10 protein-coding genes are annotated in these 13753 nt (G+C 72.3%); 7 read left to right on the forward strand and 3 right to left on the reverse strand.

All coding sequences use genetic code 11. The features are described 5' to 3' along the window. The first annotated feature begins 89 nt into the window (after nt 1-89). From CcI49_RS42410 to CcI49_RS02430, 3 genes are all read left to right on the forward strand, one after another. Nucleotides 90-242 carry a hypothetical protein gene (locus CcI49_RS42410; protein ID WP_162604157.1) on the forward strand — a complete coding sequence of 51 codons (153 nt, stop codon included), beginning with the start codon at nt 90-92 and terminating at the stop codon, nt 240-242. A gap of 8 nt (nt 243-250) precedes the next feature. After that, the gene (gene dinB, locus CcI49_RS02425) at nt 251-1453 is read left to right on the forward strand and encodes a DNA polymerase IV (RefSeq protein ID WP_076824232.1); all 1203 of its coding nucleotides are present in this window, start codon (nt 251-253) and stop codon (nt 1451-1453) included. Nucleotides 1454-1645: 192 nt separating this feature from the next. Next, the gene (locus tag CcI49_RS02430) at nt 1646-2068 is read left to right on the forward strand and encodes a DUF3040 domain-containing protein (protein ID WP_054565810.1); all 423 of its coding nucleotides are present in this window, start codon (nt 1646-1648) and stop codon (nt 2066-2068) included. A 190-nt stretch (nt 2069-2258) separates the two neighbouring features. On the opposite strand, the gene CcI49_RS02435 is transcribed toward CcI49_RS02430, so the two are convergent. From CcI49_RS02435 to CcI49_RS02445, 3 genes are read right to left on the reverse strand one after another with little or no spacing between them, the layout of a single operon-like run. Continuing rightward, nucleotides 2259-4664, reverse strand: a complete 2406-nt coding sequence (locus tag CcI49_RS02435; RefSeq protein ID WP_083749275.1) for a DUF3488 and transglutaminase-like domain-containing protein — start codon at nt 4662-4664, stop codon at nt 2259-2261. After that, complete coding sequence (locus CcI49_RS02440; protein WP_076823919.1) at nt 4661-6229, reverse strand: DUF58 domain-containing protein; 1569 nt, start codon at nt 6227-6229, stop codon at nt 4661-4663. The genes CcI49_RS02435 and CcI49_RS02440 overlap by 4 nt, the downstream gene beginning before the upstream one ends. Nucleotides 6230-6235: 6 nt before the next feature. Beyond that, nucleotides 6236-7264, reverse strand: a complete 1029-nt coding sequence (locus CcI49_RS02445) for a MoxR family ATPase (protein WP_054565814.1) — start codon at nt 7262-7264, stop codon at nt 6236-6238. Between the two features lie 539 nt (nt 7265-7803). Between CcI49_RS02445 and mraZ the strand changes: the two genes are divergently transcribed. The 4 genes from mraZ to CcI49_RS02465 all read left to right on the forward strand — a co-directional run bounded on the left by mraZ (nt 7804) and on the right by CcI49_RS02465 (nt 13614). Further along, nucleotides 7804-8235, forward strand: coding sequence for a division/cell wall cluster transcriptional repressor MraZ (gene mraZ / locus CcI49_RS02450; RefSeq protein WP_054565815.1), 432 nt, complete (start codon nt 7804-7806; stop codon nt 8233-8235). 263 nt (nt 8236-8498) lie between these two features. Beyond that, complete coding sequence (rsmH, locus tag CcI49_RS02455) at nt 8499-9518, forward strand: 16S rRNA (cytosine(1402)-N(4))-methyltransferase RsmH (RefSeq protein ID WP_198955435.1); 1020 nt, start codon at nt 8499-8501, stop codon at nt 9516-9518. Next, nucleotides 9515-11227 carry a hypothetical protein gene (locus tag CcI49_RS41890; RefSeq protein ID WP_076823922.1) on the forward strand — a complete coding sequence of 571 codons (1713 nt, stop codon included), beginning with the start codon at nt 9515-9517 and terminating at the stop codon, nt 11225-11227. The genes rsmH and CcI49_RS41890 overlap by 4 nt, the downstream gene beginning before the upstream one ends. Beyond that, on the forward strand, nt 11224-13614 hold the full coding sequence (locus CcI49_RS02465; RefSeq protein WP_076823924.1) for a penicillin-binding protein 2: 2391 nt from the start codon (nt 11224-11226) through the stop codon (nt 13612-13614). Before CcI49_RS41890 ends, CcI49_RS02465 begins: the two co-directional genes overlap by 4 nt. Nucleotides 13615-13753: the final 139 nt, after the last annotated feature.

Below are 13753 nucleotides of genomic sequence, written 5' to 3' on the forward strand. Positions count from 1 at the left end.
GGCCGGCACAGCCCTTGCATACAGTCACAGACTCAGTCACCATCAGTTACTTTCGCGGGTGGGGTGATTACCGAGAGTGGTGATTTCTGGTGGCTGTGACTCGTATGGACGACCGGCAGGCGGCAGCGGAAGCGAAGAGCCCTCTGCTGCGACAGCGGAACACCTGGCTGCGGCGGCTGGCCGGGCTGTCGGCCGGGGGGCTCCTCCTCGGCCTGATCATCGGTCTGCTGCTGCCGCGCTAGGACCGGGCCTGCCGGAATGCCCCATCCTGCACGTGGACATGGACGCCTTCTTCGCCTCGGTGGCGGTGCGGGACACTCCCGGGCTGCGCGGGCGACCGGTGATCGTCGGGGGTGGTGACCGCGGCGTCGTGCTGTCCGCGACCTACGAGGCCCGAGCCTTCGGGGTACGCAGTGCCATGCCGATGGCGCAGGCGCGCCGGATGTGCCCGGCGGCGGTCGTCGTCCCCGCCGATCACGGGCGCTACCGCGAGGCCTCTCGCGCGATCATGGGCGTCTTCCGCGACCTGACCCCGCTCGTCGCCCCCATCTCCCTGGACGAGGCGTTTCTGGACGTCGCCGGGGCGCGGCGGCTGTTCGGCGGCCCGGTCGACATCGCGCGGGCGATCCGGGCGCGCATCGCCGCGGAGCAGGGGCTCACCTGTTCGATCGGGGTGGCGCCCTCGATGTTCGTCGCGAAGATCGCATCGACCCGCTGCAAGCCGGACGGACTGTCGGTGGTGCGTCCCGAGGAGGTGCTCGCCTTCCTGCACCCGCTGCCGACGGCGGCGCTGTGGGGAGTGGGGCCGCGCACCGAGGAGACGCTGACCCGGCTGGGGCTGCGCACCATCGGCGACATTGCACGGACCCCGGCGGACACGCTGCGCAGGGCGCTGGGAGCGGGTGCCGCGGATCATCTGATCGCACTCGCGCACGGCCGTGACGACCGCCGGGTCGACCCGGACCGCACCGAGGTGTCGATCGGCGCGGAGGAGACCTTCCCGGCGGATCTGGCCGAGCCCGAACCGCTGGCACGAGAGCTGCTCCGGCTCTGCACCCGGGTCGCCGGCCGGCTGCGCGGGCGTGGCCAGGTCGCTCGCAACATCTCGATCAAGGTCCGCTACGCCGACTTCACCACTGTCACCCGAGCGCGTACGCTGCGCGAGCCGACCGACGTCACCTGGCTGGTCTACCGTGCCGCCCGGGAGCTGTTCGACGAGCTGTGGGGCACCCAGCGGCCACGGGTACGGCTGGTGGGGGTGCGGGCTTCCGGCCTGGCGGCGGCCGCGCGGGCGGGGCGTCAGCTGACCTTCGACGAACAACCGGCACGCTGGGCGGACGTGGACCGGGCTACCGACGGGGCACACCGGCGGTTCGGGGACGGATCCGTCCAGCCCGCATCACTGCTGGCATCTCCGTCCGAACACCGGACGGTGATGATCGTCCGCCCATGATCGTAGGATGGGCCTGGCATGAACGCGGCCGGCCCGGGCAAGACGCCAGTACGCCGAATCGCTCTGGTCGGTAAGGGTTCGAACCTGCTTGGACACAGCATGACCAGTTGCCTACCGCCTCGGCCCCGCACATGCCTATTCTTGGGTGTCAGGTTCCGTCCGGCGGGCCTGAAGGTCGTGGGAGGAGCGTCGATGCCGCTCTCGGAAAACGAGCAGCGCCTACTGGAGCAGATCGAGCGCGCTCTCGTCGAGGACGATCCGAAGTTCGCGAGCACGGTCCGTTCGACGAATCCCCGGACTTACCTGCTCCGGCGGGTTCGGCGCAGTGCGGGGGTGTTCGTCCTCGGTCTCGTCGTCCTCGTCGTGGGGGTTGTCCTCAACCAGGTGCCTCTGACGGTCATCCTGGGGATCCTGGGGTTCGCGATGATGCTCTTCGCGGCTCTTCGGGGCGCTGCGGACCTGCGGCGGATGAGCGGGCGTGGGCCTGACACCGGGCGTCGTACCCCGGGGGCGAGAGGCAGGCCCGGCGGCAGGCAGCGCCAGCCTCGCTCGTCCTCGTCGTTCATGGAGCGGGTCGAGGAGCGCTGGCGCCGGCGCTGGGAAGACGGCTCCTGAGCCGAGGCCGAGACCTGTGAGCGCCGAGACCTGTGAGCCGAGACCTGGGCTGTGAGCCGGCTTCAGCCAGCCGGCGGTCCAGGTCCCGGGTCAGTCCAGGCTCCCGCCAGGTCGCCAGGACCCCTTGGCTGGGTCCGCCGGTTGGCTGGGCCCGCCAGGACGGCTGGGCCCGCCAGGACGGCTGGGTCGGCTAGGCCCCCTCGCGGGGGCCGCTGCCGGTCACCGCGAGGACCGGTCTGTCATCGTGGCCCGGCGTGATCCGTCGCAGTACGGATGGCGGGGCCACGGTCGCCATCGCCCGCCGCCCACGCGGCGTGACGGACCACAGCACCCTGCGCGCCAGCGCCAGATCGGTCAGCAGAGCAGGGTCGAACGCGATCGTCCCCGTTGGGGCGTAGCGAGCCCGTTCCTGGGCCGTGGCCAGCCGCATCAGCGCGTCCCGCGCCGCGAGGATCTCCGGCGATCCGGCCTCGGGCCCGGCCTCCAGGAACGAGATCAGGCGTTGCGCGCCGGATCGTGGCGAGTCGCTGCTTCGCAGCCGGATCCCGAGGTCGGCGGCGATGTCGACAAGCTCGGCCCAGACGGCGTGGACCCGAGCGACCAGCGCCGCGTCCGTCGGAGCCGCCGAGCCCGCATGGCCGTGCGGGCCCGCGGCCATGCGGCGCCGTCGCAGCACGAGCCGGGTCAGCGCCGGCACGCTGAGCAGCCCCAGAACGCCGAGCCCCAGCCCGACCCAGGGCAGCCACGGCGGCGGGAACGAATGCGTCCGGGCACCCCTGGCGGCCGACCCCACCGGTTGCTCCGCCTCCTCATCGAGGGCGCCCGGGTCCGCGGGAACGGGCGTCACGACCGGGGTGGGCTCGACCCCGACCGAGTCGTCCGCCTCGGGGGTGGACGACGCTCCCGCGTCGTCAGCCGGGTCGGTGGACGGTGCGTAGTCCGGTGCGGGGGTGCTCCCGTCGGTGCGGCGGGTTGGCTCGAAGGGGATCCAGCCCAGTGTCGGGAACCAGACCTCGGGCCAGGCGTGTGCCTGCTTGTTGGTGATCAGCCAGCTGCCGTCGGACTGCTGCGTTCCATGCGTGAAACCGATGGCGACCCGGGACGGCAGGCCGAGCAGCCGTACCAGCACGGCCATGGCGGAGGCGAACTGCTCGCAGTACCCACGCCGGCTGGAGAACAGGAAGTCGGCGAGGGCGCCGTCCTGAGCTGTGGGCGCCCCGGTCAGGTCGTAGGTGAAGTCCGGGCCACGCAGATAGTTCTGGATGGCGACGACCTTCGCGTAGTCGGTGTCGGTGCGGGCGGTGACCCGGTCGAGCAGCGTCGGCAGCCGGGGATCGAGGCCGGCGGGCAGGGCGGTCACGACGCCCATGGAGCCGGGCACGGCGCCGGTGGCGGCCCTGATCTGCTCGGAGGTCGGATCGGGAACCTCGGCCTGCACGGTGTAGCGCAGCCCGGCGGTGGAGGTGCGGGTGGAGAACACCGTGCCGGTCGGCTCGGCGAGGCGCCAGTCGCCGACCAGGCCGTCGAAGCGGGTGGGGATACCCGGGACGGGGAGGTACCTTTCGGTCATCTCCTTACTTACCGTCACGGTCGCTTCGACCGGAACGGTACGGACGTCCGCCTCGGGTCCCGGCAGGCCCTCGCTGACCCGGGCATCCTTGGTGGCGTTCAGCGTCCGGAGCGTGAAGCGCTGGCCGTCGAAGTTCTCCAGCGCGGTGAGCCGCAGGTAGTTGGGGGTGGCGGTGGACACCCGCAGCAGCGGGACCTCGCGTTCGTTGTGGATCTGCTGGGACAGCGAGACGATGGGCTGGATGACGCTGGCCGAGCTGCGGCCTTCGCTGGCCCCGATCGCGCTGCCTCTGTTGACCACGCCCCGCCCGTCCAGAGACGGCAGCACCAGCGGCACGACCGCCGCGATCACCAGGCAGCCCGCGGCGATCTGTGCCCCGAGCCCGCCCAGCCCGTTGCTGATCATCCTGGGGGAGCGGTCCCCCGTCAGGCGGCCCCACCTGGTCACCATGCGGTTGCCGTCCAGCAGCATCAGCGCGACGAAACCGATCGCGCCCAGCACGAAGGGCAGGATGCCCACGCCGGCGGGGAGGATGGCGGCCGGGACGAGGAAGAGCGCGAGCAGCGGGATACCCGCCAGCGCCGGCCGGTCGACGACGACGACCAGCAGATCGACGGCCATGACGACCACGTAGGTAGCGACGAGGACCAGGACGACCAGGCCCGGTTGCTCGGGCACCGGTACCGCGAGCTGCCGGATCTCGTCCCTGATCGGCGTGGCCAGGTCGAACAGGGCCGACGTCGAGGCAGGTGTGGGGATGAGACCGAGCAACGCGGCCTCGTGGGCGCCCACCGCGGTGACGGACATGCACAGGCCGACGAGGCTCAGGCAGAAGCCGGTGAGCGCGGGGTGCCGGATCGACCGGCCGACATGCCGGCCCAGGACGGCCGTGCCCACCCCCACCACTGTCGCGATCAGGACAGGCCGGAACCACCAGATGGTGCCGGCGAACAGCGGTGCCATGGCGGTGCTGGCGAGCAGGCAGGCCGCGCCGCCGAACACGGAGGCGATCGGCCGTGGGGTCACCACCCGCGGCCTGCCGAGGTGGCCGGTCCGCCCGTGGTGGCCGCGGTCGGGGAGGGCTCATACGGCGAGCCGGGTCGGTAGAGCGGCCCGGTGGGCCCCGGGGCCGGGGTGGGCGTCACCCCCGGTGCCGTTCCGGGTGCCGGACCCGGGCCTGATGCCGAGCCCGGCACGGGAGTCCGCGGCCCGGCCCCGGTCGGCCGCGAGCCTGGCCGCGGCGTGTTGGTGCCGCCGGCGCCGGCGGCACCGCCGCCGACACCGGCTGCGCCAGGCGCAGCACCAGCACCGGCACCAGCACCGAAACCGCCGAGGCGCGAGTGCGTTCGTCCGCCGCCCGCCCCAGGACGGAAGATCCGCGGCCAGGTGTCCGCCAGCCGTGTCGTGCGGTCCGCGACCAGCACGGTCCACCCGTGCCTGGTCAGGATGTGCCGGGACATCTCGACGGTGTTGGCGGCGGTCGACTCCTCGGCGCTCCACTGAGCGATGTCGGTCAGCACGGCGATCGCCGGTGCCTTCCGTGGCCGGGCACCGGCGATCAGGGTGGCAGTGGCCTGGTCGACCCGTCCGAGCACGACGACCACCATGCCGGAGTGCTCCGCGGACCGCAGGCTCGCCAGCGCCGGGTTCAGCAGGGCGGACGGGCTCGGCTCGATGACCGCGAGCTGGTCGAGCAGCGCGCCGACGGCGTTGCCGGGGCCGGTGGCGGCCACCCTGCTGCCGGTGAGCAGTCGCACCCCGTAGCCGCTGCGGGCGAGGTTGACCGCGATCGAGCCCGCCGCGCTGACCGCCCACGAGAACGGGCCGTCGGGATGGTCCGCGGGCCAGGAGTCGGCCCGGGTGTCGAGCAGCACGGTGGCCGCACCGGTGAGTGGCCGCTCGCTTCTGCGTACCGTCAGCTCACCGAGCCGGGCCGTGGTCTTCCAGTGGACCTTGCGCAGGTCGTCTCCGGATTGGTAGGGCCGGGTCGTCGATTCGTCGTCACCTGCCCGAGCGGAGGAACGGCGCACCGCGTTGTTGAGCGTCGACAGCCCGACGGAGGGCACCAGCGGCATGCGTTCGAGCGCGGGCGCGACCGTGAGGTTGTCCTTGCCGCGGAAGCTGCGTTCCAGCTCGCACAGGCCGAACGGATCGGTCAGCCGGATGGTCAGCGGCCCGACCTGGTACCGGCCGCGGGTCTGGGCCCGCATGGAGTACGACAGGTCACGCGAGCCGCCCGGCTCGATGCGGTCCACCACGAAACGTGCCCGGTGGCCGAGATGGGATGTCACGTCCTCGACGAGCAGGACGGACGAGCGCAGCCGGGAGACGTTGTCCAGCCGGATCCGTACCGCGACGGTATCCCCGGCGGTCACCCGGGGTGGGTCGAGCCGGCGCGTGCAGGCCAGGCGGTAGCGCGTCCGGGCGACGAACGCGGCCGCGACCAGGGGGAACATCAGCAGCAGGAGGGCGACGGCGAGCAGGTCCTGCTCGCCGATGATCGCGGCCGCGGCGATGCACGCTCCACCGGCGGCGAGGAAGGAGCAGCCGCGTACCGTCAGCCCGCGCAGTGCGGCGATGTAGTCGTGCACGTGTCTCTAGCGACCGCGCCGCGGCGGCCGCGGTTGCGCCTGCCGGGCGACCGGGATCCGGGCGATCAGGTCGGTGACGATCCGCGCCGCGATGTCGTTCGTCGGCTCACCGGAGAGCGTGATCTCCGGGTGCAGCAGGAGGCGGTGCGCGAGCACGGCACTGGCCAGTGCCTGGACGTCGTCGGGGAGCACGTAGCCGCGCCGGTCGATGGCCGCGTGTGCCCGCGCGGTGCGGATGAGGTGCAGGGCCGCCCGCGGTGACGCCCCCAGCGTGATCTCGGGATGTCGCCGGGTGGCGCCGACCAGGTCGACGATGTACTGCCGGACCTCGTCCGAGACGTGCACGGAGCGGACCAGGCCGGCGAGCTTGGCCACCTCGGCCGCGTTGGTCACGGGGGCGACACCCGTCAGCGGATCGTTCTGCCCGTGGTTGTCGAGCATCGCCAGCTCGGCGGCGGGGGAGGGGTAGCCCATCGAGACCCGGGCGGTGAACCGGTCGCGCTGGGCCTCCGGCAGCGCCCGGGTGCCGTCCATCTCGATCGGGTTCTGGGTGGCGATGACCATGAAGGGCGGCTCGAGGCGGTAGGTGACCCCGTCCACGGTCACCTGGTGCTCCTCCATGCATTCCAGGAGCGCCGACTGTGCCTTCGGTTCCGCACGGTTGATCTCGTCGCCGACCACGATGTTCGCGAAGACCGGGCCGGGCCGGAACTCGAAGTCGCGGGTTCCCTGGTTGTAGACGCTCACCCCGGTCACGTCGCTGGGCAGCAGGTCCGGGGTGAACTGGATCCGGCGGACCCGGGCGTCGATGGAGCGGGCGAGCGCCTTGGCCAGCATGGTCTTGCCGACACCGGGCACGTCCTCGATCAGCAGGTGGCCCTCGGCGAACAGGACGACCAACGCGGTGCGGATCACATCTGACTTGCCGTCGATGACGGTCTCCGCCGAGCGGCGCACCCGGTCGGCGACCTCGGACAAGTGATCTATGTCGGCCGCGGGGTCATGCCAACGCAGAACTCCCGGCTCCGTCACCACGGTGTCGGCCTCCCTTGGATCTCGTGTCCTGGCCGCTGCCACCGTTACGGGAATGTTGTCCCGTGGCGTCCCGGTCGTCTCACGGGTCCCCCCGCTACACCACCCGGACATGACCGCGACGTGTCCTGCTCCCCTCTGAGTGTGACATCCGTTCGGGGGTGCCCGGGGCGACTGGTCGTCGTTGGTCCTTGCTGGGCCGGCAGTGGGTGATGGAGCGCGGTCTCGGCTCGCACCGTGATGCGCATTCGTAACATTTGCCGATTGCGCTCTGTGATCAATCAATCGCCAATTCAGCCGCTTTATACCACCTTCGTAGTGGCGAACAACCGCTGCTCCCGTCCGGAGTGGGGGAGGTGGGGTGTAGCGGGGTGTCATGGGGGTGTGAGGTGGGGGGGAGTGGAGTAGAGTGGCGCGCAGTGGGGGAGGGGAGCTTGCGGCGCGGGTAGCCGTCGTCTGGTGAACAGCTGCCGTCGGGTGAACCAACCGTCGTCTCTGGTGGCCAGGGCGCGTCTCGGTCGGAGCCAGGCGGGGAGGTGCCGGTGTTTCTCGGCAGCCACACGCCGCGGCTGGACGACAAAGGGCGACTGACGCTGCCGGCGAAGTTCCGGGAAGAGCTGGAAGGGGGGCTAGTGATCACAAAGGGGCAAGAGCGTTGTCTCTACGTGTTCCCTCTGGCGGAGTTCGCCCGGATCAGTGAGTCCCTTCGTACGGCTCCGGTCACGGCAAAGGCGCTTCGTGACTACAGTCGTGTGTTCTTCTCCTCGGCGGCGGACGACGTTCCCGACCGGCAGGGGCGGATCACTATTCCCGCTGCGCTACGCACTTATGCCGGGTTGTCCCGCGAGTGTGTGGTGAACGGCGCCAACACCAGGGTCGAGATCTGGGACTCCACCCGATGGGAGACCTATCTGGCGGACCAGGAGGAGACCTTCGCCGAGCTGTCGGAGGAGGTTCTGCCCGGAGTCATCTGAGTTTTCACAGGCACGATGTGACCATCGGTCGTCTGTCGAGGTCTCCCCCCGCTCCCACCGGCCGCCACTTCCCCGGCGTCCGGCGAACGAGCGGGGCGGGACCTGGGTGTACGACCCCATCGGCCGTTCCCTCGCAGAGCCGCTTCCGTCGTCGGCGCGGACTCGCGGCATCCCTGATCCGTGCACCGTGAGATGGAAGAGGATCACAGCGCGCCGGCGGCGGCGCGCCCGGCGTCACCTGAACCGGCGTGACCGTCCGGGGGATGTTCCAGTTTTCGACAAGGGCCGAGGGGTTGGCAGTGGACGTCACGCACACGCCGGTGCTGACCGAGCGCGTCGTCGAGCTGCTCACTCCCGCCATGCAGGGGCCCGGGGCGATCGTGGTGGACACGACCGTGGGGCTGGGTGGGCATTCCCTGGCCCTGCTTGAGGCATTTCCGCGGGCCCGGCTCATCGGGCTTGACCGCGATCAGCGCGCCCTCGCCTACAGCCGCCACCGGCTGGGCGACCTCGGTACCCGGGTGGATCTGGTGCACACGGTCTACGACCAGCTGCCGGACGCTCTTTCCGGGCTGGGTGTCGCCGAGGTGAACGGGATTCTGTTCGACCTCGGTGTCTCCTCCATGCAGCTCGACATGGATGAACGCGGATTCGCGTACTCCCGGGACGCGCCGCTGGACATGCGGATGGACCAGGAGCGCGGGCCGACCGCGGCCGACGTGCTTAACACCTACGATGTCGACTCCCTTACCCGCATCCTGCGGAACTACGGCGAGGAGCGCTTCGCCCGCCGGATCGCGCAGGCGGTGGTGAGCGCGCGGCAGACGGCCCCGTTCACCACATCCGCGCGGCTGGTGGACCTCATCCGCGATGCCATTCCGGCGGCGGCCCGGCGCACCGGCGGGAATCCCGCGAAGCGAACCTTCCAGGCATTGCGTATTGAGGTGAACACCGAACTGGATGTGCTCGAGCGGGCGCTGCCGGCCGCATTCGACGCGCTGGCGGTGGGCGGCCGGCTGGTGGTGCTCTCCTACCACTCCCTGGAGGACCGGCTGGTGAAACGCGCGCTCGGGCCGCGGGCGGTTCCAGCCGTACCGCCGGATATGCCGGTGATTCCCGACGACGCCCGCCCGACGCTGCGCTGGCTGACCCGTGGCGCCGAGCCGGCGTCCGACCAGGAGATCGAGCGGAACGCGCGGGCCGGATCCGTCCGCCTGCGTGCCGTGGAACGCGTGGCGGCCGAGCCGGGCCGTGCACAGAACCCGACCGGAGGTGTCCGATGACCGCTCCCGCGCACCCGCTGCCCCGTGGCGGTCGCGCCCGTCCGGCTCGTCGCGCGTCCGGTTCCGCGGGCCACGGGACGGACCCGGCCGGGCCTGAGTTCCGCCGCGCCGAGTACGTCTATGACAGCACCGCATACGACCGGGCCGACTACGACGAGGGTGCATACGACAGCAGCGCGTATGCCGATGCCGCATACGACCGGGCCGGTCAGGCCACCGTGACGCACGACCAGTCCGTCGAGTCCGGCGAGTCCGTCGAGTCCGTCGAATCCGGCGAGACGTACGGCCAGGTCACCGGGACGTACGACGAGGCCACCGGGCAGCGCGGCCGTGGCGGCGTGATCCCGCAGCGGGACGGCTCGGCGTCCGAGCCGGCCAGGCGCGATCGGAGCACCGGCTCCGGCCGGGCCCGCTCGCGCGGCCAGAACCACGAAGGTGCCGGCGTCGACATCGCCGGCTACGCCGACATGGAAGACCAGACGATGGACGGAACCGGAACGCGTCCCGCCGCGACGAGGGCCGCTCGCGCGGGCACGGCGGCCCCGCGTGCCCGCGGCGGCGCACGATCGGGCGCGGCGGGCAGCGGCACCGTGCGGTCGGGCGCCGGCCGGTCCTCCGTAGCCCGGGGAGCCGGTGCCGCCCGCACGACCACGAGCCGATCGGCCGCGGCAGCCTCCCGATCCACGGCAGCCTCCCGATCCACGGCAGCCTCCCGATCCGCCACAGCCGCGACCAGGTCCGGCGCGGGCACGGCCCGTGCGGCCGCCGCGACGGCGGCGACTCGTTCAGGTACCGCGGCGAGCCGTTCCGGATCGGCCGCAGCCAGCTCTGGTGCGGCGGCGAGCCGTTCCGGATCGGCCGCAGCCAGCTCTGGTGCGGCGGCGAGCCGTTCCGGCGCGACTGCGCGGGCTGGTGCGGCGCGGCCGGGATCCGGCCGGTTGGCCACGTCGATGGGGGTCGGTGCCACGAGCGCGCCGCCGCTGGGCTCGCCGCTGCTGCGCCCGGACTGGCCACGGCTGTCGTCCTGGCGTCTCCCAGGGCGGTCGAACGCACCGCGTGGTCCCTTCGTGGCTCTTCTGCTCGTCCTGATGGGAGCGGGCCTGCTGTCCCTGCTCCTGCTCAACATCGCGCTCATGGAGCACGCGTTCCATGCGGACGAGCTCGAGCAGAAGGCCGCCACGCTGGCCCGTCAGGAGCAGGAGCTGTCGGTCCAGCTCGACGAGCAGTCGGACCCGGGCCAGCTCGCCGCACGTGCCACCCAGCTCGGGATGGTTGCCGGCGAAGTGCCCGTGTTCCTGCCGCGCGACGCACCGCTGCCGCCGGGTGCGCGTGTGCTCACCCGCGAGGCGGGCAGCGGGATGCTGCTGGTGGTGGTCCCGTCGGCGGCGGCCGACGGAACGGCCTCGACCGGATCCGCCGCGGCCGGAACGACCGCGACCGGAACGACCGCGACCGCGACCGCGACCGGAACCGGCGCCGGTCAGGACGCGACGGGCACCGCCGGGACGACCGCATCCGCGGGAGCCGGTACGCCCTCGGGGACAGGTGGCGCCGTGGGGACCGGCACGGCGGCGCAGGGCCAGGGCCAGGCTCAGGCGCAGGGATCGGCTTCGGCGGACGGCCAGGCCACGAGCGGCGACGGGGCGGCGGCGGGTGGCGAGCCCGCCGCCGGTGCCCGAGCCGGTGGAGAGGCGGTAGCCGGTCAGTGAGCTCGACGGGTCGCGGGCCGGCATCCGGCCGTGGACGTTCCCGGCTGCGTCTCGTCACCAGCTCGCCCGCGGAGCCGAGCTCGGGCAGCGACGACCTGCTCGACCCGGCGGTGCGCCGGTTCTCCGGCCGTGATCCGGAGCAGGAGCGCCCGCGGGTGCCTCCCGCGCGCCGGGTGCCCCCGCGCGGTGCCCCCGCTCGCCGCCCGCCGGTCCGTCGAGATCCCGATCCGGTCGAGGACGACTGGTTCGACGACTACACGGATGCCGAGGTCGACGGCGTCGAGACGATCACCGGCCCGCGGGCGGCGCCTGGATCCGTGCCCGCCCGTGGCGGCCGGCGGACCTCGGCCGGCGGCACGTCGGCCGGTGGCACGTCGGCTCGCGGCCGCTCGGCTGACCGTGGCCGTTCGGCGGAGCGCGCCGGGTCCTCGGCCCGGGGTGCGTCCTCGGCGAGGAGTGGGGCGGCAGGGACGGGCCGTCAGCCGGCGCGTTCCACTGCCCGCGGTACCGCGGGGGCTTCCAGGACCAGGCCCGTCCGGGGCGCGCCTGTTCGCGGGGCGGCTCGGAGCCGGACCGGGTCAGCCGGGCGGCGTCCGCCGGCACGGCGCGGGCTGGACGGCTCCGCCACGCGTGCCCCACGACCGTTCGTGCTCGCGAGCCCGCGGCGGCGGATCCGGGCGTCCGTCGTCCTGATGGTCGCCGTGCTGGTCGTGATCGCCGGCCGGCTCGCGCAGCTGCAGGGCTTCGGGTCGTCGGCCTACGCGGAGGCGGCGCACCAGCAGGTCCTGCGCAAGTCGGTGCTGCCCGCCGACCGTGGAATGATCACCGACCGGCATGGTTACCCGCTGGCACGGGACATCGAGCAGCGCGCCGTCTACGCGGACCCGTTCGTGATGTCCGAGGCCGAGATCCTCACGGCCGCGCGCAAGCTCGCGCCTGTGATCGGCAGATCCGAGAACGAGCTGCGGAAGCTGATGACGACGAACCGCAAGGCACGGTTCGTCTACCTCGGCCGGGGGTTCGAACGGTCGGTCGGCGACGAGGTCACCGGGCTGGGCCTGAGCGGCATCGGCGTCCTGGACGAGCGGGGGCGCAGCTATCCCGCGGGGACCCTCGGCGCGAACTTCGTCGGCTTCACCAGCCGCGGTGACAACGACGTCCTCGACGGCCGCGCCGGGCTGGAGCTGGCCTACGACGACGTGCTGCACGGCACGAACGGCCGCCGCCAGATCGAGGCGGACCCGTCCGGACGCGAGATCCCGTCCGCGCAGAGCATGGAGAAGGAGCCGGTCGACGGATCGACGCTGCGCCTCACCATCGAGAAGGACATCCAGTGGGAGGCGCAGCGAGCGATCGCGGAGGCGGTGCGGGACTCCGAGGCCGACGGCGGGACCATCGTGGTGATGCAGCCGAAGACGGGGGACCTGCTGGCCCTGGCCGACGCTCCCCAGTACGACCCGAACAACATCACCGAACGGGACCAGGACGCGATCGGGAACCGCTCCACCGGCCAGGCCTTCGAACCGGGCAGTGTCAACAAGGTCATCACGATGGCCGCGGCGCTCGACCGCAGCCTGATCGACGCGACGACACCGATCACCGTTCCGTCGTCCATCGAACGGGGTGGGGTCAGGATCAACGACTCCGAGCCGCACGGGACGGAGCACCTCACCGCGGCCGGTGTGCTCGCGCGGTCGAGCAACATCGGGACCGTGCAGATCGCCGAACGGGTGGGCAGCGCCAACCTGGAGGAGATGATGCGCGCGTTCGGTCTCGGTGAGAAGACCGAGCTCGACTTCCCGGGTGAGACGGCGGGCATCCTGCCGGCGGCGTCGGACTGGTCGGGCAGCCAGGCGGCGACCATCGCCTACGGCCAGGGCATGTCGGCGACCGCGATCCAGATGGCGTCGGTCTACGCGACCGTGGCGAACGGCGGCCTGCGGGTCGCGCCGCGGCTGGTGGACGCCATCATCGGCCCGGACGGGGTGGCGCAGGAGACAGCGCGTGAGCCCGAGCGCCGGGTGATCTCGACCGAGACGGCGACCACCCTCACCCGCATGCTCGAGGAGGTGGCCACAGACCAGGGCACCGCCCCGGCCGCCGAGGTCACCGGCTACCGGGTGGCCGGCAAGACCGGTACCGCCAAGCGGTACGACGCGGCCAGCGGGGGCTACAAGGGCTACGTCTCGTCGTTCATCGGCTTCGCCCCGGCGGACGATCCGCAGATCGTCGTCGAGGTCGTGCTCGACAACCCGCAGAAGGCGTACTACGGCGGCGAGGTCGCCGCGCCCGTCTTCTCCAAGGTGATGAGTTTCGCGCTCACGACGCTGGGGGTGCCGCCGCCGGGGACCAGGCCGGAGCCGCTGGTCCTCGATCTGGACCGCTAGCACCGTGCCGGCCTGTGACCGTCCCACCGAGCCGCGCACGCCCTCCGTGTCCGGAGTGTCCGGGGCGGCGCGCCCTGTTCTGGCTGGCGGTTCGCCGGTGAGCTGCCCGAAGACGGCCAGGTCGTCCCGGTGGACCACC

Origin of the sequence: Frankia sp. CcI49 (assembly GCF_001983215.1) — a bacterium.
GTDB classification, from domain to species: Bacteria; Actinomycetota; Actinomycetes; order Frankiales; family Frankiaceae; genus Parafrankia; species Parafrankia irregularis.